We start from the raw sequence: 26,657 nt of genomic DNA on the forward strand, positions 1-26,657 counted from the left end.
CTCAATTTTATCTCCAAATATTATAATTATTTAACAAAAATTGCAAGGTTATTCGAAAAAGTGTATATGTTTGTGCAAAATATGCAGTATTGTATTGCATATTTTGCAATATATCAACCTTACCATAAAAACTTTACCATATGAAAAAAATTAGACTCTTAAAAACTTCCAGACAATTGCTATTGCTCTCTCTGGTGGGTAGTATCTCTCTGAATGGCTATTCTAACGTAGAAAAGAGCACAAATTCGGCTTTTTCTACTACCGCTGAAACACTTTTAACCGAGTTAAAGGGAAAGGTAACTTCTGCAAAAGATGCAACTCCTGTAGTAGGAGCTTCTGTTTTTCTGAAAGAAAATCCAAGAATCGGAACAAGCACCGATGTTGATGGAAATTTTAAACTTAATGTTCCTGAAAATCTTGAAAAGGGAAAACTTACCTTAGTGATTAGTACCGTCGGTTTTGAGAAACAGGAAATTGCACTTTCTTCAGGTCAAACGCAGGTTGATGTAACCTTAAAAGAAAGTCTCCAGGTACTCAGCGAAGTAGTCGTAACAGCTTTAGGCGTAAAAAGAGATAAAAAGGCCCTTGCTTATTCTGTGACTGAAATCAGCGGAGGGGAATTCACACAGGCACGTGAGACCAACCTGGCCAACTCCTTATCCGGTAAGATCGCAGGGGTAAATGCAACAAGCCTTGCCACAGGTGCAGGAGGTTCAAGCCGCGTAGTAATCCGTGGTAACGGGTCACTTTCCGGGGATAACCAACCTTTATATGTTATCAACGGGATGCCTATTGATAACAGTACTCCGGGTGGAAGCCCTACCACTGGTGGTGGCGGTCAAAATGTTGACCGCGGAGATGGTATCGGAGGAATTAACCCTGACGACATTGAAAGTATCAGTGTTCTGAAAGGAGGTACAGCAGCTGCACTTTATGGTTCAAGAGCTGCCAACGGTGTTATTTTGATTACTACCAAGAAAGGTGCTGTAAAAAAAGGGATTGGCATCGAATATAATTCAACAGCAACGATAGATCAGGTAGTTGATTATACCAACTGGCAATATCAGTACGGACAAGGAGATGGTGGGGTAAAACCAACTTCTCAGGCTCAGGCTATCAGCTGGGGACGCCGTTCCTGGGGTGCAAAAATGGATGGCCAGCCATACATTTCTTTTGATGGTTTACAACATCCTTATTCTCCGCAAAAAAATAATATCAGCAATTTCTATAATACAGGAACAACGTTCTCAAATACCGTTGCTTTCAGCGGCGGAAATGAAACTACAAGTTTCAGGGCTTCATTGGCTGATATCGACAATAAAAGTATTCTGCCAAATTCTACTTTCAACAGAAAGGTTGCAAACCTGAGTCTGAGCTCAAAAATCGGGCAAAGAATTACAATAGACGCTTTGGCACAATACAATCTTGAAAAAGCCCATAACCGCCCGAGTGCAGGTGATGCCCCCGGAAACCCGAACTGGTCTAACTACATGATTGCCAATACCGTTGACGTTCGTTCTCTCTCTCCGGGTTATGACGCAAATGGCCGGGAAATTCAATGGAATGAAACACCTTATGCTTCCAACTCTTACTTTGTGGTAAACCGCTACACAAACGACGATACCAAAAACCGTTTTATCGGTCAGTTTGGCATCAGATATGACATTCTTCAGAATTTATTCATCAAAGGAAATGTCAGCAGGGATTTCTCAAATTACAATTATGTAGGTATTATCCCAACAGGAACGGTTTATACTACCAATGCTGCCGGAGAATATCAGGGTATAAAGTCTGCTGTAAGCGAGACGAACTCTCTCCTTACATTGAACTATAATACCAAACTCAGATCTCTTCAGGTTAACGCCATGTTTGGCGGGAACCAACGAAATTTTACCAGAGAAGAAATCTATACAAACGGAACACAGTACATCATCCCGTTCTTCTATAGTTTCACTAACCTGGCAACTGCAACAACAAGACCTGCCACACAGCGTCTGGCTACAAACTCTTTGTTTGGCTCCCTTGACCTTGACTATAAAGGCATTTTATTCCTGAATGCTTCTGCAAGGCAAGACTGGTTCTCGACCCTGGGAATCAAAAATAATACGATCCTTTATCCGGCATTAGGAAGCAGTTTCATTCTTTCTCAGGCTGTTGAACTTCCTTCTGTTATCAATTATGCTAAACTAAGAGCTTCGTGGGCACAGGTAGGCGGTGGTGTTCCGGATCCATATACTCTCAATCAGACTTATAGCATGGTAACCAGCAGTGGACAGCCATTGCAACAGATTACAACAACCAATGGAGAATATCTTTTAAATAATCCGAATCTGAAACCTTTTACTTCTACTACCTATGAAGCCGGACTTGACGCAAAACTCTTCAATAACAAATTAGGCGTCGATCTGACTTATTATCTGAGAAGAACAACGGACGACATCGTAAAAACGGCCATCTCCGGAACGAGCGGTTATCAGTATTCTTATGTAAACGTCGGACAAGTTGATAATCAGGGAATTGAATTACTTTTAACCGGTTCTTTACTCAAAACCAAAAATTTCAGCTGGGATGCCAGTTACAACTTTGCATACAACCAAAACAAGGTGGTAAAACTGGCAGACGGTGTTAATACAATTCAATTGGCAACCAGCGTCGGTTCCTGGGCTTATGTAAACACAGACATCGGACAGCCTTATGGCATTATCAAAGGTTATACAATGGTAAAAGATGCCAAAGGAAACATCGTTTACGATACTTCTACCGGTTATCCGATGAAAAGCGGACTTACTCAGATTGGTCAGGGAGTAGCGCCATACACGATGGGGCTTTCGAATAAATTCAATTACAAAAACTTCTCTCTTGATATCTTATTGGACGGGAAATTCGGAAATGAGGTATTCTCTGTCATGAATGTTTATGCAACCCGTTTCGGATTGCAGCAAAGTACACTGGCAGGAAGAGAAACTGGTCTGGCACTTTCAGGAGTTACTGCAAGCGGAGATTCTTACTCAAATAATATCCCGGTTGCTAACCTCCGCTTGTATTACGACAACCTTAAGAACTATTCGAACTTGTTCATTTACGATGGCAGTTTCATCAAACTCCGTCAGATTATTTTCAGCTATCGCATTCCTTCAAATTTCCTGAAGTTTGCTAAAATTCAATCGGCTTCAATCTCATTTGTCGCCAGAAACCTTTTTACGCTTTACAAAAAGACAGAAAACTTCGATCCTGAATCAAGTTATACCAATAGCAATGCACAAGGTTTTGAAGCATTCGGACTACCAAGAACGAGAAGTTTTGGTCTCAATCTATCTGTCAAATTCTAATAGACTTTAAAGACTCAGGATGGCCGGATTACTGGTCAGGGATGATTCTTTCAACAATATTCCTTTAAAAACATGAAAAATATTTTTAACATAAAAAATCTCCTCCTCATCTCAGGCATCGCTATGTTAAGCGCCTGCGACAGCGGATTTGAAGAATTAAATGTAAACCCGGATACTTCTCCGATTATTGTTCCTTCTTACATGTTTACCAAGGCTCAGTATGATGCTTTGAATAACAGCTGTGCAAGCACATACGAATTTGCCTGCGGAGGATCTGTGCAGCACTTTGCTACTTACAAGGATGTTCCGGGAATTGGTGATAAATACTTTTTTTCTCAGGGAACCTATCCGTATGATTTTTTTACAAACGCTTATCCGCTTTCAGTAAACGAAATCTCAACGGTTATCAGAACAGTAAAAACAGATGCGGGCCAGTCTAATTTATATGCTATCGCAAGAATCTGGAAAGCTTATACATTTCACCGGATTACAGATTTATACGGAGACATTCCGTATTCTCAGGCCGGAGAGGGTTATGCAAGTTCTAATTTCACTCCGAAATATGATACCCAGCAAAGTATTTACCTTGATTTACTCAATGAACTTGATCAGGCAGCCAGCTCTCTGGATGCTTCAAAAACATCTTATGCCAGTGCAGATTTAGTTTATGGCGGTGATGTGAACAAGTGGAAAAAGTTTGCTTATTCACTAATGTTCCGTCTGTCGATGCGAATAACAAAAGTTGATCCTTCTACTGCTAAAACATGGGCACAAAAAGCTATTGCCGGAGGAATTATCCTGAATGATGCAGACCTTGCAAAAGTTGCCTTTGTGGCAGGCGGACAGGATATCAATAAAAATCCCGTATCATTGGCTTTAAGATCAAATAATTATGCAGTCGCTAATGGAAATGACAACACTGAAGGAGGGAAATTTGCTTCGACATTTATTTCATATCTTAAAACAAACAACGATCCGAGACTAAGTTCTCTTGCCGTAGTGTGGGTGAATAAAGTACAGGATACCACCAGTACAATTCAGAAAGGAATGCAAAATGGTTTATTACAAAAGCCATCAGATTTCGGAACATATTCAGAACCCAATATAAATACAGTTCTCAAATTAGATGCACCGATGATTATCCTCAGTAATGCCGAAATGAATCTTTTAATGGCTGAAGCTATTATCAGAGGCTGGGCCAGCGGAGATGCTTCTGCCTTTTTCAATAACGGCATTACCGCATCTATGAAAAGCATGGCTTTGTACGGGGATGCTTCGGCGATTAACAGTGCGAAAATTAACGGTTACCTCAGCAAACATGCTTTTACCACAGGATTTGATGCACAACTGGAGCAAATTCATACACAAATGTGGGTTTCTCTTTTCCCTGATGAAGTAGAGGCATATTCTAATTGGCGCAGAACCGGATATCCGAAATTAACGCCTGTTAATATCACCGGTAACCTTACCAACGGAACCATCCCAAGAAGATTGCTGTACCCTTTGGCAGAGGAAAACCTAAACGGTCCGAACTTCAAGGCGGCAGTAGCCCGTCAGGGTGCAAATACACTTACGACGCGTATTTGGTGGGATAAACAGTAAGATCATATTTTCAATCTTATTGGGGTATCCGGATACCTCAATAAGATTGAAAATATACAACATTCAGTAAAAAATTGTATTTTCACAAGGCAGATAACAAAACCCCTGAAAATCGTATTAACCTATCTCTAACGAATGACACTCTTTATTGTACTAGCCAGTATCGGACTCCTTGTGTTACTTATCACACTGGGAAAACTCAATCCTTTTTTAGCATTTCTGGTTGTTTCCATCGTTGCAGGTTTATCCCTCGGAATTCCTTTGTCTGACATTACAAAATCTGTTCAGAAAGGTATCGGAGATATGCTCGGGTCTCTGATTATTATTATTTCACTGGGAGCAATGCTTGGGAAGCTGGTAGCAGAAAGCGGCGCGGCACAAAAGATTGCATCCGTAATGATGAAGATTTTCGGTGTAAAGTATATTCAGTGGGGATTAGTCTGTACAGGTTTTATCATAGGTATTCCCTTATTTTACAATGTTGGTTTTGTTTTAATGATCCCACTGATTTTCTCAGTGGTTTATCAATATAAACTTCCTGCTATTTATATCGGCTTACCGATGCTTGCCTCTCTGTCTGTGGCACATGGCTTTCTGCCTCCGCATCCTTCTCCGGCTGCTTTGGTTGGGCAATTTCATGCAGATATGGGTAAAACTTTACTTTATGGTATCTCTATCGCAATTCCCTCAATAATTATTGCCGGACCTCTTTTTTCACAAACCCTGAAAAAAATCAAGGCAAATCCTCCGGAAGCATTCCTCAGTGATAATTTACCGGAAGATCAGTTACCGGGTGGACTAAACAGTTTTTTTACTTCCCTGCTTCCTGTGTTTCTTCTGGCCTTTACAACCATTGTTTCCTCTCTTTTTCCACAGAATGAAACCGTTAAAGGCATTTGTCATTTCATTGGAGATCCGGCCATTGTAATGCTTATTGCAGTTACAGTTGCTACTTTCACTTTGGGTTCAGGCTTAGGAAAGAGCATTAAATCAGTGATGGAGACTTATGGCGAATCTATCAAAGATATTGCAATGTGTTTACTCATTATCGGTGGTTCCGGAGCATTAAAACAGGTTTTGGTTGATTCCGGAGTAAGCAAGGAAATTGCCGGAAGTCTTCAGAACTGGAATATACATCCTTTGGTTCTAGGCTGGCTTATTTCTGCTTTTATCAGAGTCTGTCTGGGTTCTGCTACCGTTGCCGGTTTAACAACAGCCGGAATTATTGCACCAATGTTAAATGATTTACATGTCGATCCTAACCTCATGGTATTGTCTGTCGGAGTGGGCAGCCTGATGTTCTCTCACGTAAATGATCCGGGATTCTGGCTTTTCAAAGAATATTTCAATATCAGTATTAAAGATACCATCCGTTCCTGGTCTATGATGGAAACCATTGTTTCCGTAACCGGATTAATTGGTGTCATGATTTTAAATACATTCATTTAGACAGTTTTCAGGGGTTTTCCTGTAAAAGTGTATTATTTATCTGACCAACCGAAATGCAATTTAAACGAATCATATTCTCCTTATTTCTCCTGCTCACCGGGCTTGGTATCAAAGCCCAGAAAGTGCAGGTTATTAACAAACCCGAAAGAGTAAACTGGTTTCAGGACCTGGGATTTGGTATGTTCATTCACTGGAACGTGGATGTTTCTCTTGGTGCGGTAATCAGCCATTCTCTGGCAGGAGCCTCTGATGAATATGTTGAAAAATATATTTCGGAGCTTCCGAAATTCTTCAATCCGGAAAAATTTAATCCGGATGAATGGGCCAAAATGGCAAAACTTGCCGGGATGAAATATGTAGTTCTTACCACCAAACATCATTCAGGTTTTTGTCTTTTTAACACAAAAACCACCGATTTCAATGTCATGAATACTCCTTTTAAAAGGGATATTACCAAAGAAGTCATTGAAGCTTTCAGAAAACAGGGAATCGCCATTGGTATTTACTTTTCCCCGGAAGATTTTTATTATTTTCACAAAAACAGAATCCAGATCGGACGCTTACAGCTTCCCGAGCATTTTCCGGCAAAAAACCCCGGTTTGATGGATTATGATAAAAAACAATTACAGGAATTACTTACCAATTATGGCAAAATTGACATTTTGTTTATTGATGGTCCCGGCGACGGACTTCGTGAATATGCATGGAGCATCAATCCTGACCTGGTAATTACCCGGGATGCGATGACTACTCCGGAACAAAACACCCCGGATGAGCCCATGCCAAGACCGTGGGAAGCTTGCTATACCATGGGAACAGACTGGCAGTATAAGCCCACCAATGATCCTCATAAATCAGGCACTCAGATTATCAACATGCTGATTGAAATGAGAGCAAAAGGTGGTAATTTTCTTCTGAATATCGGCCCTAAACAAGACGGGGAAATTCAGATTGAACAGCAGGCGCTTCTACAGGAAATAGCCCTTTGGAATTTCGCCAATTCTGAAGCCATTTATGCCATAAAACCTTTGCCTGTTGTGCGTGAAGAAAATATCTGGTATGCACAGTCGAATGACGAAAAGTACATTTATGCCTTTGTGACAAGAAACGGTTATGAAGACTGGAAGTATGGCAGCCGCAAGAATTTTGTCTTAACACATATCGAAGGAAATACGAATACAAAAGTTAGTATTTTGGGTTATAAAAGTGAGCTCGTTGAATATAAAAAGGGTTTTGATGCCAAAACGTACCTTTCTCCTACTCCTATCGGGCTGGTAATAAGTGCCGTAAATGGCCAGAGATTTTATACAAATAATCAATGGGGCAATGCGGTAGTACTGAAAATTGAAAATGCGAAGTTTAGAAAATTAAATTCTCCCAATGCAATACAAAGCAGTATTGACGGAGCAAAATAAGTCAGCACATTGCAACAGTAATAAAGGAAACACAGAGCAACTATAAATTATCGGTTATCTGTCATTTATAGTTTCACGAAACCTCTTTAAATAGCAGTCGATTCTGACTTGAAACTACAGGTAATTATCCTCTTTTTGAACAAAAAACAAATTAACCGGCATATTAAAAACCAATCTCAACTTTAATTTTTAAAACAAAACCAATTAATTACAAAATGGAACAACTAACACCCGAGCAGTCTTTTGCAAAACTCGGATTATCCTTACCTCCGGCACCTCTACCTCTTGGCGTTTACAAACCGTTTTTGATTGACGGTAAATATTTATATGTTTCCGGGCATGGTCCGGTTCAGGATGATAAGAGCCTGATCATCGGAAGAATAGGAAGAGACATGGACATTGAGGCGGGGAAATTAGCCGCTCGTCAGGTAGGCCTTACCATTCTTTCAACTATTAAAACCCATGTGGGAAGCCTTGATAAAGTAAAAAGAGTTATCAAGATTTTAGGAATGGTTAACGGTGTCTCTGAATTTGAAAGACACCCTTATGTTATTAATGGCTGTAGTGAACTTTTTGCGCAGATCTGGGGAGAAGAAAACGGAATCGGTGTAAGAAGTGCAGTTGGTATGGGGACATTACCTGATAATATTCCCGTGGAAATTGAAGCATTATTCGAATTACATTAAATTGCAATAAGGAACCCGGAAGGAGATATCTCTCTAATGTGGATAAACTCCTTCCTGTTGTTCATTTTTATTCAAAACAAATTTCCAAAATTAAAAAGCTATGTCTTTTATTCACAATCCTAATCCGCAAGTCGCAGCTTTTGGCGAATTGATGATGAGATTGAGTTGCCCCAACGGATTGAGATTTGCGCAAGCGGATTCCTTTGACACCTATTACGCAGGAGCCGAAGCAAATGTCTGCGTCTTATTGTCGAGATTGGGAGTAAGTACACGCTACATAACCCGTTTACCGGAAAATGATCTGGGTTATACTGCCGCAGACCACCTTCAAAGAAACAGCATTGATACCTCATCAATACTTTGGAATGGTCAGAAACTGGGACTTTATTTTACTGAAAACGGAAACTCCATCCGTACCACACGGGTAATTTATGACCGTAAGAATACAGCTTTTACTACCTTAAAAAAGGGAGAGATTGATTGGAAAAAGGCATTGAACGGCGCTAAATATTTTCATTGGTCAGGTATTGCAGCTGCTGTTTCCGAAAGTGCCATGGAAGTTTGTAAAGAAGGTATTCAGGCTGCCAAAGAAATGGGACTGATCATTTCTGCCGATTTTAATTACCGCTCTACTTTATGGGATTATGGCAAACATCCTTCAGAGATTATGCCTGAACTGCTTCAATACAGCGATATGGTAGTCGCAGACCTTGATTCAGCCAATGTTTATTTAGGAGTAGAAACCGATAAAAATGCCGAAACAGAGGTAAGATTTGAGCAATGTGCCAATGCCCTGAAACAGCATATCCCCTCATTAAAAACCCTCGGGATGAGTTTCAGAAAATCCGGGGAGAACTTCCTGCATCAATACTCCGGCGCAATTATGCACGAAGGAGGATTACATTTTTCTAAAATCCATACCCTTCCTGCCATTACAGATCAGATTGGCAGCGGCGATGCTTTTACAGCGGGTCTGCTGTTTTCAAGGATTAACAATTATGAACCTTCTGAAGCAATCAATTTTGCAACGGCCTGCGGAGTAATTAAGCAAAGTATCAAAGGTGATTTTGCTCTTATCAGAAAAGAAGAAGTAGAATCCCTTGTTAAAAGCGGAATTTCAGGAAGGATTCTCAGGTAAGAGACGATATGATAAACCCTGAATAGCCGGGATAATTGACAAAAAATCACCTCGTTTTCCTCCTATCAATTTACAGAAAAATGAATAAGCGCATACAAATATCCACTTTATTGAAAGAACAGGGCATTATGCCTTTATTCACAAATCCCGATGCAGAACTTTGCAAGTTTGTAGCGAAAGTTTCCTATGAAGCAGGCATCAGAGTCTTTGAATTTGCCAGCAGAACAGACAATGCTCCGGAGGTTTTCACGGCGCTCCGCAAATATGCCGATGAATATTTACCTGAATTAATTATCGGGGTAGGTACAATTATTACCGTTAAAGATGCTCAAAAATACCTCGCTCTCGGAGCAGAATTTATTGTTGCCCCAATGCTGAGTGAAGAGGTTGGTAAATTTTGCCGGGAAAATGACATTTTCTGGTGTCCGGGAGCCTCTACCCTTTCAGAGATTGTTCGTGCACATGATTTAGGTGCAGATTTAGTAAAAATATTCCCGGCAGAAACTTTGGGAGGACCTGCTTTCATAAAAGCAATAAAAGCCCCTTGCCCCTGGATCAACGTCATGCCGACAGGAGGAGTTACTACCGCAGAAGAAAATCTTAAAGGCTGGTTTGCCACTGGTATCAGCTGCGTGGGAATTGGCTCTAATCTTTTCTCAAAAGACATTTTAGCATCCCCTGAAAAAACAAAAGAAAGAGTAGTCACGTTGTTGGAAACTATTAAAAAGGTCAGAAATGCGTAATTCCTCAAGTAAATAATACGACCCAAACAATACACAATCAACAATATGACCTATAACCCATTCTCTTTATGACTATGGGTTAAAATTTTAGCATTCCTGTTAAACTGATTTCCGTTTTATTTTCAGACTAATATTCAAATGAGCGAAATTAACTGGTACAACATTGAAAATATAGAGGAACTGGATACACCGGCATTGGTCATTTTTCCGGAAAGAGTAAAAGAAAATATCCGATTACTTACCGGAATGATTGATGACAGGACAAGACTTCGTCCTCATGTAAAAACCCATAAAACGGTTGAAGTAACAAAACTATTACTGGAAGCTGGTATTCAGAAGTTTAAATGCGCCACGATTGCAGAAGCAGAAATGTTAGCCCTTTCCGGTGCGAAAGATGTTCTGCTGGCATATCAGCCGGTCGGCGCAAAATTTCTCAGGTTTTTAACTTTAATTCAACATTTTCCCCAAACACAATTTTCCTGTCTGGTAGATGACCTTGAAATCGGGCAAAATATTTCAGAAACTGCCGGAGAACATCAGCTGACCATTCCTTTATTCATTGACCTGAACACTGGAATGAACAGAACAGGTATTATTCCGGAGAAAGCATTTCCTTTATTTCTTGCCCTGCAAAAACTACCGAATGTCACAATCGCCGGGCTTCATATTTATGATGGAAATATCAGAGATTTTGAATTAGAAGTACGCAGGGAAAACTGTGATAAAGCTTTTGAACCAGTAGAATTGTTGGTTCAAAAAATTCAGCAGGAAGGATTTCCGGCACCTAAAATTGTGGCCGGAGGGACTCCTACTTTCCCGGTTCATGCACAAAGAGAAAAGGTAGAATGTAGTCCGGGAACATTTGTGTATTGGGACAAAGGTTATGAAAGCTCTTTTCCGGAACAGGCATTTTTAACCGCTGCACTGGTGATTTCAAGAGTGATCTCTATTCCTGATTCAAACAAGATTTGTCTTGACCTGGGACATAAATCAATTGCGGCAGAAAATGATCTTTCCAGAAGAGTTTTCTTTCTGAATGCACCCGACTTAAAGTTTATCGGTCAGAGTGAAGAACATCTTGTACTTGAAACACCGGAGAATCATACTTTTAAAATCGGTGATGTTTTTTATGGTTTGCCGATTCATATCTGCCCTACCTGCGCGCTTCACGAAAGAGGATACATCGTTGAAAAGGGAAAACTGAACGGCGTCGAATGGAAAGTCATTTCCAGAGACAGAAAAATAAATTACTAACAAAAGAAAGAGAAGTTAGTCACGAAAAATCGTGCTTCTCTTTTATACCATCAAAATTCATAATCAGATATGTTCACTATTGACGCCCACCTCGATCTTAGCATGAATGCTATGGAGTGGAATCGCGATTTGCGATTGACCGTTCAGGAAATCAGAGACAGAGAAAAAGGATTGACAGATAAGCCTGATCGTGAGAAAGGAACCGTCGCTTTTCCTGAATTGAGAAAAGGAAATATAGGATTGGTAGTTGCCACGCAAATTGCCAGATATGTAAAACCAGATAGTTTATTACCCGGCTGGGCTTCACCGGAACAGGCATGGTCGCAAACCCAGGCACAGGTTTCCTGGTACAAAACCATGGAAGAATGCGGGGAAATGGTTCAAATCAATGACCTGAACTCTCTTGAAAATCACCTGAAACTTTGGAATGACGGCACACCTAATGAAAATAAGCCAATCGGTTATATTTTAAGTCTGGAAGGTGCCGATTCGATCGTAACAATCGACCATGTAGAAAGAGCATATTCTTATGGTTTAAGAGCGATCGGGCCCGCACATTATGGCCCCGGCCGTTATGCCCAGGGTACAGATGCAACCGGATTTATGGGTGACCCGGGCAAAGCCCTGTTAAAAGAGATGGAACGCCTGAACATTATTCTGGATGCTACGCATTTATGTGATGACAGTTTCTGGGAAGCAATGGATCATTTTCATGGAAATGTATGGGCAAGTCATAATTTATGCCGTAGTCTGGTAAATCATAACAGACAATTCAGCGACGAACAAATTAAAGAGCTGATCAGTCGTGGTGCGGTGATAGGCGGAGCACTGGATGCCTGGATGATGGTGCCTGGCTGGGTAAGAGGAAAGTCAACTCCCGAATCTATGAATTGCAACCTGGAAGTGATGATTGATCACCTCGACCATATCTGTCAGCTTGCCGGAAATGCCCTGCATATCGGGATCGGTTCTGACCTGGATGGTGCTTTTGGAAAAGAGCAAAGCCCTTATGACCTTGAAACCATTGCTGATTTAGGTAAAATTCCGGATATGCTCAGCAAAAGAGGATATTCCCAAACAGATATTGAAAATGTAATGCACGGGAACTGGTTACGATTCTTAAGAAAAGCCTGGAAATAATCTTGTTTTCCACAGTTTAAGGGTATTTCAATGTTACAGGCTTCTCAACAGGAAGCCTGTTTTTTACCATCAATTTTATTAAAATATGTACAAAAAGCGCTTTTTAATAATATGTTTTGTTATGCTGGCTTACGGAACATTTGCCCAGCATTCCCAAAACACTGTTTTTCCGATTATTCCCAGGCCAGCTTCTCTCGTACCATCGGATGAACATTTTCAGCTTAATAAATCTACTGCCATTTTTGTTTCGCGGCAATCTCTTCAGCCTTCTGCTGATCTGTTAAAACAAGCCATCAGCCACCTCGGGCATTTTGCTGTTCTTTCTTCTGAAAATAAAAAGGAAAATGTCATTTCTCTGGAAACTGATGCCACTGAAGTACCTGAAAAAGAAGGTTATTTTCTCAGAATTTCCCAAAACAAAGTGGAGATAACCGGACATGATGAAGCCGGCGTTTTTTATGGCATTCAGTCACTGATTCAGCTTTTGTATCTTAATCAAAGTTCTTCTGCAGGCCTGCAATTACCAGGTTGTGCCGTAAAAGATTCACCAAGATTCAGCTACAGAGGCCTGCATCTGGACGTCGGAAGAAACTTCTTTCCGGTTTCATTTATCAGAAAATACATTGATCTGCTTTCATTTTACAAGTTTAATACTTTCCACTGGCATCTGACAGAAGATCAGGGCTGGAGAATAGAAATTAAAAAATATCCTGAACTTCAAAGCGTTTCCGCTTTCAGGGACGAAACAATTATCGGGCATAAAAAAGATTCTCCGCACCGTTTTGACGGTAAAAAGTACGGAGGCTTTTATACACAGCAGGAAGTTAAAGAAGTAGTAGAATATGCCCGCAGTAAATACGTGACAATTATTCCGGAAATCGAGATGCCGGGGCATGCAATGGCGGCACTGGCTGCTTATCCGAATCTGGGTTGTACGGGAGGTCCTTATAAAACGGCTACATTCTGGGGTGTTTTTGACGATGTTTTCTGCGCCGGAAATGACAGTACATTTCATTTTCTGGAAGATGTTTTATCAGAAGTTCTGGCACTTTTCCCTTCAAAATATATCCATATAGGTGGAGATGAATGTCCTAAAACACAATGGAAAATCTGTCCGAAATGCCAGAAGCGCATGAAAGATGAGCACCTGAAGGATGAACATGAATTGCAGAGCTATTTTATCCGCCGGATGGAAAAGTACCTGAACAGTAAACAGCGTGAGATAATCGGCTGGGATGAAATTCTGGAAGGAGGACTGAGTCCGAAAGCTACAGTAATGAGCTGGCGGGGAGAAGAAGGAGGTATTGCCGCAGCACAGCAAAAGCATGACGTGATTATGTCTCCTGAAAGCCACTTATATCTCGACTACTATCAATCACTTAATCCAAATGAACCCATAGCTGCCGGAGGTTTTACTCCTTTGAAAAAAGTCTATGATTATGACCCGGTACCCGGAGAACTGAAACCTGAAGAATATCAGTATATAAAGGGCATTCAGGCTAATATATGGAGCGAGTATCTGTACAACCAGGCACAGGTTGAATACATGGTTTTCCCAAGAGCCATAGCTGTTTCAGAAACAGGCTGGTCGGCTAAAACGCATAAAAATTATGAAGATTTCCTAAAAAGACTTCGTCTTCATAAAATAATCCTTCGTGACAAAAAAGTGAATTTCTTTGATCGTTTTGAAGAACTGAATTTTTCTTTCACCACTCATAATGACGGAAAAGTTTCTGTTCATTTATCTTCAACGCTTCCTCAGGCAAACATCCGTTACACAACAAACGGGAAAAATCCGGGAATGAATGATAAGGTATTCAAAAATGATTTTTTTGTAGAAAAATCTACGATTTTTAAGGCACAGCTGTTTGGTGGTACAAAGCCTTATGGAAAAGTATTTGAGCAATCTTTCGATTTTCACAAGGCAATCGGGAAGAGTCTTACTTTGAAAAATAAACCAAAAGGCAATTTCAATCCCAAAGACCCTTTGGCTTTAGTAAACGGCATTACCGGAAGTCTACGTTATAATGACGGGCAATGGTCCGGTTTCAGCGGAGAGAACTTCGAAGCGGTAATTGATTTAGGAATTGTTCAGAATATTCAGAAACTTGGGTTAAACATTCTCAAATACCATTGGCAAAGAATGTGGGAACCGAATGTACTGGTATTTTATCTTTCTGAAAATGGTAAGGATTATAAAGAAGTGTATCGCCAGAAGACATTTCCGGAAAATGCGGTTAACAAAGTACGCGCTTCTGTTCCTCTGACCAAAGCCCGGTTTATCAAAATTGAAGCTGAAAACAAAGGCATCATTCCTAAAGGAGAATACGGTGCAGGGAACAAAGCCTGGTTAATGATCGACGAAATTTATGTTAATTAATACAAGCAGGAGACGCCCAAAAGGCGTCTCTTCAAATTTATCTTAGAATACTCCCAAAACATTTAACAGTTAAGTAATCCCGCCTTAATCTCCATTTTTTCTTACTCATCTACATTTGTCAGCGTTTAACTCAATTTAACCAACAACGCCAGACATGAAAAAGATATACTCTTTAAAACTCCTTCTCTTTTTATTTTCTTTCCTGGTCTTTCAGGTTCACCTTTTCGGGCAAACGAATGCCTCTGTCAGCGGATTTATCAAGTCTGCCTCTACCGGAGAAACACTTCCTGGAACTTCTGTTATTCTGAAGAATGAATCGACAGGTTTCACTGATGGTGCAGTAGCAAATGACTTAGGATATTATCAATTTAAAAACGTTGCTCTGGGTGGCCCTTACACCATTACAGTAAGCAGTGTAGGTTTTGGAACAGAAAAGCGCTCAGGTTATACCATCAGTATTGGTGAAGCGCTGAAAGTTGACTTCAAATTATCTGATAAAAACACAGAGCTTAATGAAGTTGTCATCAGACCTCAGGATGATATTTTTGCAAAAGTTTCACCACTTGGAACTGCTAAAAAACTGGGAGTACAGGAATTAAAAGTATTACCTGTAAACAACCGTAGTTTCCAGGATTTAGCTAACCTTTCTCCACAATCAGGTGTTTCTCCTTCCAATAACCCCAATATTGGCCTGGGCGGAACGAGAGAAAGCTCAACGGGTGTAACACTTGACGGAATGAATCAGCGTTTTATGATGAACGGTGGTTTGCTTCCGATCTTTACCGTTTCTATTGAAGCTGTAAAAGAATACGAAGTTTCAACAAACAACTACGATGTATTGCAGGGCCGTCAGGGTGGTGGTTCTATCAACGTTATCACCAAAAACGGAACAAACACTTTAACAGGTTCGGCTTTCCTTTACAACAGGAGCCAAAGCCTTACTTCAAGTCAGGATTATCTGGGTCGTCAAATCAAAGATTTTAACATCAACCAGTACGGTTTCTCATTAGGAGGGCCAATCATTAAGGATAAACTTCATTATTTTGTTGCATTTGACTCTGAAGACCGCAGCCAGCCAATCTCTGTTTTAAGTGTTACTGATCTGACTACTGAAAAAGCTGAAGGGATTTCAAGAGCTAATTTAGATCGCTTTTTAAACATTCTTACAGCAAAATACGGCTTGAAAGATAAGGATTCTCAAACAGGTCTTTTCTCTGTAAAACCAGCAAGCCGTACTTATTTCGGCCGTCTCGACTGGCAAATCAACAAATTTCATAAGTTGACATTAAGAACTAATTATTCAAGTCAGAACAGCGATTTTTCTGCGTATGCTTCTCCGGATAATGCAGCGGTTAAAGAATCTTACGGAAGTCATGAAATCTCTCTTTTTTCAACAACTTTAAGTTTAAGAAGTCAGTTGAGCAGTAAAGTGAATAACGAGTTAAAATTACAGTACCTGAAAGCTCAGAGGGATTTCATTCCTTACAGCAATTTACCAAGAGGTTTTGTAAACATCGCTTCCACGCTTTCGGATGGTACAAATGTGACAAAAACCTTTCAATTTGGCGGAAACCGTATTGCCCCTGAAAAACAAGGTGAACAGCAATTACAATTGGTTGAAAACTTATACCTGCAAACCGGAAAATTCAATTTCACTTTTGGAACGGATAACCTTATTACTTTTACCCATACACTTAATTCAAATGAACAAGGTGGTTTATTCCAATTTGCCAGCTTAGATGATCTGGATAATCTGAAACCTGTTTCTTATACCCGTCTGGTACCTTTGAAACCGGAAAGCGGTTATTCTCCTTATCTGGATCAGACAGCGTTCGACGTTTCAGCTTATGCACAAATGGAATACAGTATTAATCCTAAAATGAATCTACAGGCCGGATTACGCTGGGATGCTACCATTTTCAATTCAAAACCTGCCTATAATCCTTTGGTAGATAAAGTGCTGGGGAAAAGAACAGATGTTGTAGCGAGCGACTATACCAATATCCAGCCAAGAGTTCAGTTTACTTACGATATTAAGGGAGACCAAAGCTCTGTTTTCCAGATCGGCGGGGGTTCGTATTCAGCAAATATCGTTCACTGGGCTCAGTTAAGTAATATTCTGCAATCTGGTGTAAACCTTGCCAATGTGGTTTATCCTTCTAATGCAATCCCGAAACCGGATTATCCTGCATATCGTCAGGACATCAACAATGTACCGGGTGTTCCTGCCGGAGCAGCGCTGCCTCCAGCCTATGTAAACCTGATCGGTGATAATTTCAAAGCACCGCTTACTTACAAAGCCAATGCTTCTTTCAAGCAGTTTTTCAACAAAATGTACTTTGTTGGTGCCAATGTTTATTATGCGTACACCACAAATAACTATCGTTATGTAGATTTAAACCTTAGAGATCAGCCAAATTTCCGTCTGGACAATGAAGGAGGACGTGGTGTTTTTGCTCCGGTTGACAAAGTTCAGGTTGCCGCAGAAACGAATCCTAAGGTTGTTACTTATCCGATCAATTATGCTGACGTAACTGCTCATCCGGAATTAAGCCGCGTTTTAGCCCTTAACGGAGATGCTCATTTATGGCAGAAAGGCGTAACTTTTGAAGGTGGTGTAGTTTTACCAAATAACGGATTAATCAGCGCTTCATTTACTATAAATAACTCAGAAGACGATAACTCTTACAATTGTTGTATTGCCAGAACAACTTACAGCAGTGGTAACATTGCTGATGACCCAAGAGCACTTGACGTAAACAGAGGTGGTGCCAATACTGATTTCCGCAATAAAATTGTTGTTTACGGTCTTAGCCCTCAATGGCATGGATTCCGCTTCGGGTTTAAATATGTAGGAATTTCAGGTAACCCCTGGACTCCGGTTGTATTCGGAGACATTACAGGAGACGGTTCAAGTCTGACCATTAACAACAACAAAAGAGCTTTCATCTTTGATCCGGCTACCATCAATGCTAATCCAAATGCGACGATCTATGAAAAACAGGTTGCTGCTGATTTAGTGAAACTGATGAACAATGCTGACAATACTGCCAGTGATTATCTGAAAAGTCACTTAGGTCAGATGGCTAAGCGTAATGAAATCTACAATCCATTCTGGCATAATGTGGATATCAGCGTTTCTTATACAATCGACAACCGCATCTTTAAAAACATCGGTAAAAACAGATTGGTTTTACAGGCTCAGGTATTCAATTTTGCCAATTTACTTGATAAAAATGCCGGAAAACAAATGGTCGTGTCTTCAGGAAACCAACAGTTATTAAAAGCAATGGGTCTCGATCCTTTCGCCCTGAAACAGGGACGCACTATTTACGCATATCAGGTTAACCCTACTTTCGGACAATTAGTACCTAACAATGCCACAAGTACTTATCAAGTACAGTTAGGGGCGAGATATGAGTTTTAAAAAATCATAAAATAATTATACATTTAGAAAACAAAAGCTCTTTTGATAAGAGCTTTTGTTTTCTCCAACCATTCAAAAAATGAAGAAAATCGCTCTTTTCACCCTTTTCTCTGCCATTGCCTTGACAACAACAGCACAAACCTTTGAAATAGAAGGTCATAGAGGAGCAAGAGGCCTCATGCCCGAAAACACCATTCCGGCCTTTAAAAAAGCACTTGATTTAGGGGTTTCTACGCTGGAACTGGATGTTTGTATCACGAAAGACAAGCAGGTTGTCGTGTCACATGAGCCTTACATGAACGCATTATATGTTAGTAAACCAGATGGCACTCCCGTAACGAAGGAGGAAGAAAAATCGCTGAATCTTTTTCAGATGACTGCTGACGAAATCAGAAAATATGACTCCGGGAAAAGAGGAAATACACAGTTTCCGCAACAACAGAAACAGGAAACTTTTAAACCTTTACTGAAAGATATGATTGCTGCCTGCGAAGCTTATATCAAAGAAAAAGGATTAAAATCTGTGCATTATAACATAGAAATCAAGTCTGAAGAAAAGGAATATGGCATTTCACAGCCCAATACGGTTGAAGAATTTTCGGATTTAGTTTATCAGGAAATCATCAGACAACTACCTGCCAACCGGGTTATTTTACAAAGCTTCGATTTTAATGTATTGAAGCACTGGAAAAAACAAATGGACGCAGGGAAATATAAGAAGATTGTTTTATCAGCTTTAATTGTTTCAAAGTCTCCAGCAAATACGTTCAAAGACCTTGGTTTTCTGCCTGATGTTTACAGCTCTTATTTTAAAAACCTCACAAAAGAACAAGTTGACGCCTGTCATGAAAAATCAGTAAAGGTTATTCCCTGGACTGTCAATGAAATTGAGGAAATGAAACAAATCAAAGCGCTCGGAGCGGATGGACTTATTACTGATTATCCGGATAGAGCAAAAGGCATTTAAAGTCTTGCAACAAAACATAGAAATAAGTCTCTCTGAACATGTTCGGAGGGACTTATTGTTTTATTTACTTATTCTAATATTTTTCATGAACCTCTGTTAAAAACCTGATTACCTCTTTTCGTACTTCAGAAATGGATTTCATGAAATTGTTATTCATCATACTGAAAGCAAAAGTCTTTCCCGACCTGGTTATCAAAAAACCACTTAGATTATAATTATTGCTAAACGACCCTGATTTGGCAAAAATGAAAGGTTTTCCACCGTTTTCACCCACATTTTTCAGGGTTCCTGAAACTCCGGCTGCCGGCAAAAGATCATATAATCTTTCTTCAGGCACGATTTCATGTATTTTTTCCAGAATTTTCACAAAATCTCTCGGTGTAAACAAGTTATACCTCGAAAGCCCGGAGCCGTCCACCCAGCGGGGAGCATCAGGAAGATCGGATAAAAGAGTCTTTTTCAATACGGTAATCATTTCTGAAGAATTAAGCGCTTTCCCCTGCGCGTTAGCAGCTAACAGAATAAGATGTTCTGCAATAAAATTATCACTGAGGTGCAGCATTCTTTTGTAAAGGCTGTCTGCTCTTAAGCTGTAAACCGTTTTCGCCTGATTATCTAAAGTATAATTGATCAGACTTACCTCTTTTCTGAGTGTATCCTTTAACAAAGCGGTTGTCAGATCAGAAGAAGTTTTAAAAGGAACATCCTGCACAAATCCTGCTTTTGCGGGAGTATTCGGAAAGCTGAATAAGTTAGATCCAACATCTCTTTTTACTTCAAAGTCCTTCCCATGACTCCAGCTATAGGTTTTATCCTTAAAAAATCCCGGTTCAATCAGTAGGTTTTTGTCAGGTTTTCCGGAAAAACGAACAATATTGCTATAAAGCGGCAAAGGAGAAATCTCGGTGGAATAATAATCATTATAATCATCCCAGGCCCAGCCTTCTCCGAAAGAACTTCCGGTAAAACTATCCTCTGTATAAAACAGTTTCTCTTGTCTGGACTTCAGAAAATCATAAACCTTCGTGTTCTTCAGATCCGGGTGCAATCCCGCAGGATCTCCTGTTCCACAAAAGATCAGCGAATCATTCTTAACAACATATCGCAAAGCCGGAATAGAATCCGGAAGGGTTTTTAATGCAATATAGAAAGTAACAAGTTTGGCATTGGAGGCCGGCATAAAATACCTTTCAGCATTGTATTCGAGTACATTTTTCTTTTCAGCAATATCATAAAGCATTACACCTGTATGATTCTGCGAAAACACTTTATCGGATTGTAAGGCTTTTACTAATTTCCGTTGCGTGCTGCAAGAAAACTGAAGGCCAACTATGGCAAAAACCAGTAATAATTTCAAAAATTTCCTGAAGTTCATTTAAAAGATGAAGTTATGAGTTATTCCAGATTCCACTAATTTAAATAAACCCTTCCGAATACCTGTTCTTTTTTATTTTCATCCTGAAAAAAACATATTTAAATCGGGAAAATCCATTCCGGAAAGTATATAATCCGGGGAAAAACTTCCTCAGACTTCTGATAAACTATTGCTCAACCTGCATGATCTGACTCTGGAGATTCACTCAAAATAAAAATCGCAATCAATTGATTTACAGAATCATACCCACAAACACTTTGATTTTTTGTAAAGGTATTAAACAGAGGCACGGGTTTTTATAAACTATATAGTAAACCAATTTTAATTGACTGATTATGAAAACTAACACATTTTTGGAGCTGGAGAAAATTGAAGGAATGGGTTCAATTATTCATCAAAACGGAGTCTTCTTCAGGGTTTGGTGTCCTAATGCTGAACAGGTAAGTATTGTCGGATCATTTAATAATTGGGATCCGGCCGCTAACCTCATGCAATATGAAGAAAATGGTTATTGGGGAGGAAACGTCGGGGAAGCAAAAGCAGGAGATGAATACAAATTTCAGATTCAGTCGCCTTCAGGAAGTTTTCAGAGAAATGATCCATATGCGAGAGAGGTGACAGATTCGGTTGGAAATTCGATCATTTATGATCAGAATAATTTTGATTGGGGGCAAAAGGAATTTCAGATGCCCGGCTGGAATAACCTTGTAATCTATGAACTCCATACCGGAACTTTCAATGCAAAAGTCAAGGGTAAACCGGGAGATTTTTATGGTTTGATTGAGAAACTACCCTATTTACAACAATTAGGGGTAAACTGCATTGAAATTATGCCGCCGTTTGAATTCCCGGGAGGATTTTCCTGGGGATATAATCCTGTTCATCCATTTGCAATCGAGTCAGAATATGGCGGGCCGGATGCATTCAAAGCTTTGGTTAAAACAGCGCATGAATGTGGCATTGCAGTAATTCTGGATGTAGTTTACAACCATTTCGGACCTTCTGATCTTGATATCTGGCAGTTTGATGGCTGGAATGAGAATAACCTGGGAGGCATATATTTTTATAACGACTGGCGCGCCAATACCCCCTGGGGCGACACCAGACCGGATTATGGCAGAAAGGAAGTACAACAATACATCCGTGACAATGCTATGATGTGGTTTGATGAATATAAAGTTGATGGGTTAAGAATGGATATGATTCCTTACATCAGAAAGGTAAATCAGGAAGAAAATCCTGAAAATATCCTGCATGAAGGCATCAGTCTTCTTCGTTGGATCAATTCAGAAGTGTCGGAACGATTCCCCTGGAAACTAACCATTGCAGAAGATCTTCACGGACTTGATACCATTACTGACAGTATCGGAGAACAATGCGGACTAGGTTTCGGGAGTCAGTGGGATGCAGATTTCGTACATCCTGTAAGGGAAGCATTAATTACTCAGAATGATGAAGAACGAAGCATGGAAGCAATAGAAATGGCCTTGTTGCGCAGATATAGTGATGATGCTTTTAAAAGAGTAATTTATACTGAATCGCATGATGAGGTTGCCAACGGAAAAGCCAGGGTTGCTGAAGAAATTGCTGTTAAAAATGTAAATAACTGGTATTCGAAAAAGAGAGCTTCTCTTGGTGTGGCATTGGTTCTCACTTCTCCGGGCATTCCAATGTTGTTCCAGGGGCAGGAGTTACTGGAAGATAAATGGTTTTCTGATACTGATCCGATCGACTGGAAAAGATTGAAAAAATTCAACGGATATATGAACTTACATAAAGATCTGATTCATTTAAGGCTCAATAAGGACAACCTGACTGAGGGTCTGACCGGTCAGCACACACAAATCCTAAAGATTGATGAAGAGAAAAAAATTATAGCCTATCAGCGTTGGAAGAACGGAGGGAAAGGCGATAACACCGTAGTTATTCTGAATTTCGCCAATACCAATCAGGAAAATTACACTATTGCTTTTCCTTCCAGTGGCATCTGGAAAGTTCGTTTCAACAGTGACTGGGAAGGTTATGATGCAGAATTTGAAAATTTCACTTCTGTAGATACGGAAGCTGTTGATGGTGAATTTGAGGGTTTTCACGCCTATGCCAATATTTCTATCGCTGCCTATAGTGCTATTATTTTATCGCAAGACCGGGATGTAGCCACATTGTAACCACATAGGAACATAGAACACATAGGGTTTTGAGACATTGTAACCACATAGGAGCATAGAACACATAGGGTTTTGAGATATTGTAACCACATAGGAACATAGAACACATAGGGTTTTGAGACATTGTAACCACATAGGAACATAGAACACATAGGATTGTAACCACATAGACACATAGGGCACATAGGATCTTGAGCATATAGAAGCTTCTTCAAATATTCTGCTTCTGATTTTCAACAAAAGAATAAGGGGGACCAAAGTCCCCCTTATCATGTTTATTTCAATGGTAATTTTTAGTCAATCAGGCCGCTTAATACTTCAAAACTGATAGGTTTTTCCAGAAAATTATCCGCCCCGGTAATCAAAGCCTCCTCACTTAAATGCCCCATCGCACTCATCATAATTATTTTACACCCAGGCAATAAATTCCTGATTTTTCCGATTACGGTTATTCCCAGGCCATCCGGAAGATTATTATCCAGTAATACAACATTCGGCTGTAAATCGTATAAATTCTTCATCCCTTCATTCAAAGTCAGTGCATAAGTCACTTTTTTGGATTTTCTTTGGATAAACGTACTCAACAATAAACATATGTCCTCTTCATCGTCAATTATTAATACAGAAGAGGATTTTATGGTATCTTCTTTTTTCATTTCATTAATGCTTCTACAATCAAACAAATATGTGTAAAAAACTGTGCCAGTAAATTTCTGATTGCTTGTCAAACATTCCCGATAGCCTCCTCAGTGTGAGGATTATATTCCCCAAGTTAGGTGATTTTCTACAAAATATCCTGATGGAATGCTTTTTTCAAAATATCAGTCAGTAATTAACTAAAACATTTAGGACTATGACTACAAATTCAAGAAATGCCTTAGCTCTACTTGCAGCAGTAGGAGCCGGTGTTGTAATCGGGATTTTAATTGCTCCGGAAAAAGGAAGCGATTTGCGTGAAAAAGTTCGTGGGTCAGCTAATGATCTGGCAGACGAACTACTGGCAGCACTGGGCAAAAGAAAAAATGATGTGGCAGAGAAGGCTAGTGAATTGAAAGGAAGAGCCGAAGCGAAGTTAGGACAATGGAAAGAGGATGCTGAGGACGGAGTACAGTCGCTAAAAAGAAAAGCCGAATCTCATTTAAGCTAAATTAGTGTCACTCATTTATTTGTTCAGAGACACTCGTTACGGGTGTCTCTGTTTTTAAGATTTTACTTTTAAAATCATGGAGCTTGAACCAATCAAATCAAAAACAGAAGATTTAATCGATCACATTTCCGATTATACGGAAGCGAGATGGAATTTAGCTGTTTTAGATACCGCCGAGAAAACGTCTGAGGTTGTATCTTCACTGGCAACCATAACGATTTTAGGATTAAGCATAGGGCTGGGACTTATTTTCCTAAGCACAGGCATAGCCTGGTGGATTGGTCAGCAACTTCATAATATATCATTAGGATTTTTTATTGTTGCCGCATTTTATGCCTTTTTAAGCATTATTCTATATCTGATAAAAGATACGTTCATAAAAATACCTGTAGTAAATTCTATAATCAGAAAGTTTTACCATGAAAGCTAAAATTGAGACTATCGAACAACTCAGGGCTGAAAGACTGGTTCTTATTTCCTCTCTTGAACATTCCAAAAACAACATCAGGCAGGATATCTATGCGATCAGAGAAGAGCTTCAGCCTGCAAAAAATGCCATAAATTTTCTGGGAAATTTCTTTACACACAAAAACTCCGGAATTCTCAACACCGGAATCGGACTGGGAATTGATATGATTGTAAAGAATGGGCTCATGGCTAATTCTTCCTGGATAAATCGCCTGATTGTACCTTTTCTTCTCAAAAATGTAACAAGTAATGTTGTTCATGATAATCAGGAAGGAATTACCAATACGATATTTAACTGGTTGAAAAAGCTGAGAAAAAGAAAGAAAAGTGAATAATAATGTATCCCCTAAAACCTGCATCAAATGAATAATATCCAGATACCATATGTTTTCAGGCTTGCAGCTACACTTCTGTGCGTAACCCTTTTGGTGTATTGGATGCACGTCTTACAAAGTACGTTAGTGCTTCTTCTCTTTTCCATTCTCTTCTCTATGCTTCTTTTCCCCATTTGTCTTAGTCTTGAAAAATGGGGAATTTCAAGGTTGTGGGCAATTTCTCTCACTATGCTGCTGGCCACCACGGTAGTACTGGGTCTGATTACTGTTACAACTATGCAAATCTCCGGTTTTTATGAAAATGTTCCTCATTTCACCCATAAACTGCATGAGATTCTTGACAAACTTCAAACTACTGCTGAAGAAACTTTTAATATTGACCGTGCCAGACAGGTTAAAGAAATTAATATCCAAACCAAAAAACTGCTGGATGAAAGCGGGACTTATTTAAGCAGCTTTCTTTCTACCACTTCCAGCATGCTGGGAGCGCTTTCTCTCATTCCTATCTTTGTATTTTTCTTTCTGTATTACCGGGATTTTTTCAGAATTTTTATTTACAAAGTCTTCTCAAAAGTGGAAAAAAATCATCTGAACAATGTCATTGCTAAAATTTATGAAGTAATTCAGGGATACATGGTTGGTACAGCTACTGTGATTGGGATTGTTGCTACACTAAATACCATCGGACTTTTATGCTTAGGGATTGACTACGCTATATTTTTCGGCGTTCTGGCTGCCGTTTCATTACTGATTCCTTATATAGGAATTCTACTGGGTTCTCTCTTACCTATGATTATGGCATTAATTACGAAAGATTCTTATTGGTATGCAGTGGGTGTGGCGGGTATATTTTTGTCTGTACAATTCCTCGAAGGAAATTTCATTACACCTTACATTGTTGGCTCGAAAGTCAGTATTAATCCTTTGGCTGCGATGATAGCCTTGATTCTGGGTGGACAGCTATGGGGTTTGCCGGGGCTTGTGTTAGCTTTACCGGTAACCGCGATTCTGAAAGTAATTTTTGACAGCATTAACGGTCTGAAACCATACGGTTACATCCTCGGACAAGCTGAACATCGGAATCCCCGGAAATTCAGAAATATTAAAGAGAAGGTTCAAATCGTTGAAAAAAAGCTTGAAGAGGCGCTCAATTAAAACCGGAATCCAGGCAAAACTCGCGGCTATTTTCTAAGAGGAATTGTAGCTGTTCTCAGCCAAAAATCTCCTAAAGATCTCGTCATTTCCAGAAGGCCTTCAAAACTGATTGGTTTTGAAATAAAACAATTCGCACCATGCAGGTAAACATCCAGGATATCAGCCTCCGCTTTTGAAGTGGTTAACACTACAATCGGAATATGTCTTAATTCAGCCGTTTGTTTAATAATCTGAAGAGCTTCCCTCCCATCCATTTTAGGCATATTCAAATCTAACAGAATCAAGCCTGGTAAGGCAGTTCCGGTTAAATCCTCATATTTCCCTCTTCTGTGAAGGTAATCAAGTAATTCCTGTCCATTTTCAACAAAATGAATAGGGTTGGCTATATCGTTATCTTCGAAGGCAGATTGAGTCAGAAACCGATCATCAGCATCATCATCTGCCATCAGAATTATTACTTCTTGTCTCATGAGGTAGAT

At 39.7% G+C, this 26,657-nt stretch carries 20 protein-coding genes; 17 read left to right on the forward strand and 3 right to left on the reverse strand.

Annotation, left to right across the window (positions count from 1 at the left end):
* Positions 1–140: 140 nt before the first annotated feature.
* From BM179_RS19950 to BM179_RS20005, 12 genes are all read left to right on the forward strand, one after another.
* The gene (locus tag BM179_RS19950) at positions 141–3,329 is read left to right on the forward strand and encodes a SusC/RagA family TonB-linked outer membrane protein (protein ID WP_092018940.1); all 3,189 of its coding nucleotides are present in this window, start codon (positions 141–143) and stop codon (positions 3,327–3,329) included.
* A gap of 72 nt (positions 3,330–3,401) precedes the next feature.
* Entirely contained in the window at positions 3,402–4,931 is a 1,530-nt protein-coding gene (locus BM179_RS19955) for a SusD/RagB family nutrient-binding outer membrane lipoprotein (RefSeq protein WP_092018941.1), read from the forward strand.
* Between the two features lie 135 nt (positions 4,932–5,066).
* Positions 5,067–6,380 carry a gluconate:H+ symporter gene (locus BM179_RS19960; protein WP_092018942.1) on the forward strand — a complete coding sequence of 438 codons (1,314 nt, stop codon included), beginning with the start codon at positions 5,067–5,069 and terminating at the stop codon, positions 6,378–6,380.
* Between the two features lie 53 nt (positions 6,381–6,433).
* Positions 6,434–7,795, forward strand: a complete 1,362-nt coding sequence (locus tag BM179_RS19965; RefSeq protein WP_092018943.1) for an alpha-L-fucosidase — start codon at positions 6,434–6,436, stop codon at positions 7,793–7,795.
* A 215-nt stretch (positions 7,796–8,010) separates the two neighbouring features.
* Positions 8,011–8,481, forward strand: a complete 471-nt coding sequence (locus BM179_RS19970; protein WP_092018944.1) for a RidA family protein — start codon at positions 8,011–8,013, stop codon at positions 8,479–8,481.
* 100 nt (positions 8,482–8,581) lie between these two features.
* Positions 8,582–9,619, forward strand: coding sequence for a sugar kinase (locus tag BM179_RS19975; RefSeq protein WP_092018945.1), 1,038 nt, complete (start codon positions 8,582–8,584; stop codon positions 9,617–9,619).
* Between the two features lie 80 nt (positions 9,620–9,699).
* On the forward strand, positions 9,700–10,362 hold the full coding sequence (locus BM179_RS19980) for a beta/alpha barrel domain-containing protein (protein ID WP_092018946.1): 663 nt from the start codon (positions 9,700–9,702) through the stop codon (positions 10,360–10,362).
* 138 nt (positions 10,363–10,500) lie between these two features.
* Entirely contained in the window at positions 10,501–11,616 is a 1,116-nt protein-coding gene (locus BM179_RS19985; RefSeq protein WP_092018947.1) for a D-TA family PLP-dependent enzyme, read from the forward strand.
* A gap of 69 nt (positions 11,617–11,685) precedes the next feature.
* Positions 11,686–12,756 carry a dipeptidase gene (locus BM179_RS19990; protein WP_092018948.1) on the forward strand — a complete coding sequence of 357 codons (1,071 nt, stop codon included), beginning with the start codon at positions 11,686–11,688 and terminating at the stop codon, positions 12,754–12,756.
* Positions 12,757–12,841: 85 nt separating this feature from the next.
* Positions 12,842–15,136 carry a family 20 glycosylhydrolase gene (locus BM179_RS19995; RefSeq protein WP_092018949.1) on the forward strand — a complete coding sequence of 765 codons (2,295 nt, stop codon included), beginning with the start codon at positions 12,842–12,844 and terminating at the stop codon, positions 15,134–15,136.
* Positions 15,137–15,290: 154 nt separating this feature from the next.
* Positions 15,291–18,563, forward strand: a complete 3,273-nt coding sequence (locus tag BM179_RS20000) for a TonB-dependent receptor (protein WP_092018950.1) — start codon at positions 15,291–15,293, stop codon at positions 18,561–18,563.
* Between the two features lie 79 nt (positions 18,564–18,642).
* Positions 18,643–19,530, forward strand: a complete 888-nt coding sequence (locus tag BM179_RS20005) for a glycerophosphodiester phosphodiesterase family protein (RefSeq protein WP_092018951.1) — start codon at positions 18,643–18,645, stop codon at positions 19,528–19,530.
* Between the two features lie 73 nt (positions 19,531–19,603).
* Here the strand turns inward: BM179_RS20005 and BM179_RS20010 are convergent, their stop codons facing one another.
* Positions 19,604–20,905 carry a D-alanyl-D-alanine carboxypeptidase/D-alanyl-D-alanine-endopeptidase gene (locus BM179_RS20010; RefSeq protein WP_092018952.1) on the reverse strand — a complete coding sequence of 434 codons (1,302 nt, stop codon included), beginning with the start codon at positions 20,903–20,905 and terminating at the stop codon, positions 19,604–19,606.
* A 335-nt stretch (positions 20,906–21,240) separates the two neighbouring features.
* On the opposite strand from BM179_RS20010, the gene BM179_RS20015 reads away from it, so the two are divergent.
* Positions 21,241–23,073, forward strand: coding sequence for an alpha-amylase family glycosyl hydrolase (locus BM179_RS20015; RefSeq protein WP_092018953.1), 1,833 nt, complete (start codon positions 21,241–21,243; stop codon positions 23,071–23,073).
* A gap of 293 nt (positions 23,074–23,366) precedes the next feature.
* Here BM179_RS20015 and BM179_RS20020 read toward each other — a convergent pair whose 3' ends face one another.
* A complete protein-coding gene (locus BM179_RS20020; RefSeq protein WP_092018954.1) occupies positions 23,367–23,729 on the reverse strand; it encodes a response regulator in 363 nt (120 codons plus the stop codon).
* 197 nt (positions 23,730–23,926) lie between these two features.
* Between BM179_RS20020 and BM179_RS25100 the strand changes: the two genes are divergently transcribed.
* The 4 genes from BM179_RS25100 (at position 23,927) to BM179_RS20040 (ending at position 26,178) form a co-directional block, all read left to right on the forward strand.
* Positions 23,927–24,220 carry a YtxH domain-containing protein gene (locus BM179_RS25100; RefSeq protein ID WP_143095277.1) on the forward strand — a complete coding sequence of 98 codons (294 nt, stop codon included), beginning with the start codon at positions 23,927–23,929 and terminating at the stop codon, positions 24,218–24,220.
* Between the two features lie 76 nt (positions 24,221–24,296).
* On the forward strand, positions 24,297–24,650 hold the full coding sequence (locus BM179_RS20030) for a phage holin family protein (RefSeq protein ID WP_092018955.1): 354 nt from the start codon (positions 24,297–24,299) through the stop codon (positions 24,648–24,650).
* On the forward strand, positions 24,640–25,023 hold the full coding sequence (locus BM179_RS20035; protein WP_092018956.1) for a hypothetical protein: 384 nt from the start codon (positions 24,640–24,642) through the stop codon (positions 25,021–25,023). The genes BM179_RS20030 and BM179_RS20035 overlap by 11 nt, the downstream gene beginning before the upstream one ends.
* A gap of 27 nt (positions 25,024–25,050) precedes the next feature.
* Positions 25,051–26,178: an AI-2E family transporter gene (locus BM179_RS20040; protein ID WP_092018957.1), complete on the forward strand. Its 1,128-nt coding sequence runs from the start codon at positions 25,051–25,053 to the stop codon at positions 26,176–26,178.
* Positions 26,179–26,204: 26 nt separating this feature from the next.
* Here BM179_RS20040 and BM179_RS20045 read toward each other — a convergent pair whose 3' ends face one another.
* Positions 26,205–26,648, reverse strand: a complete 444-nt coding sequence (locus BM179_RS20045; protein WP_092018958.1) for a response regulator — start codon at positions 26,646–26,648, stop codon at positions 26,205–26,207.
* Positions 26,649–26,657 lie beyond the last annotated feature (9 nt).

It is taken from the genome of Pseudarcicella hirudinis (genome assembly GCF_900115665.1).
Classification (GTDB): Bacteria; Bacteroidota; Bacteroidia; order Cytophagales; family Spirosomataceae; genus Pseudarcicella; species Pseudarcicella hirudinis.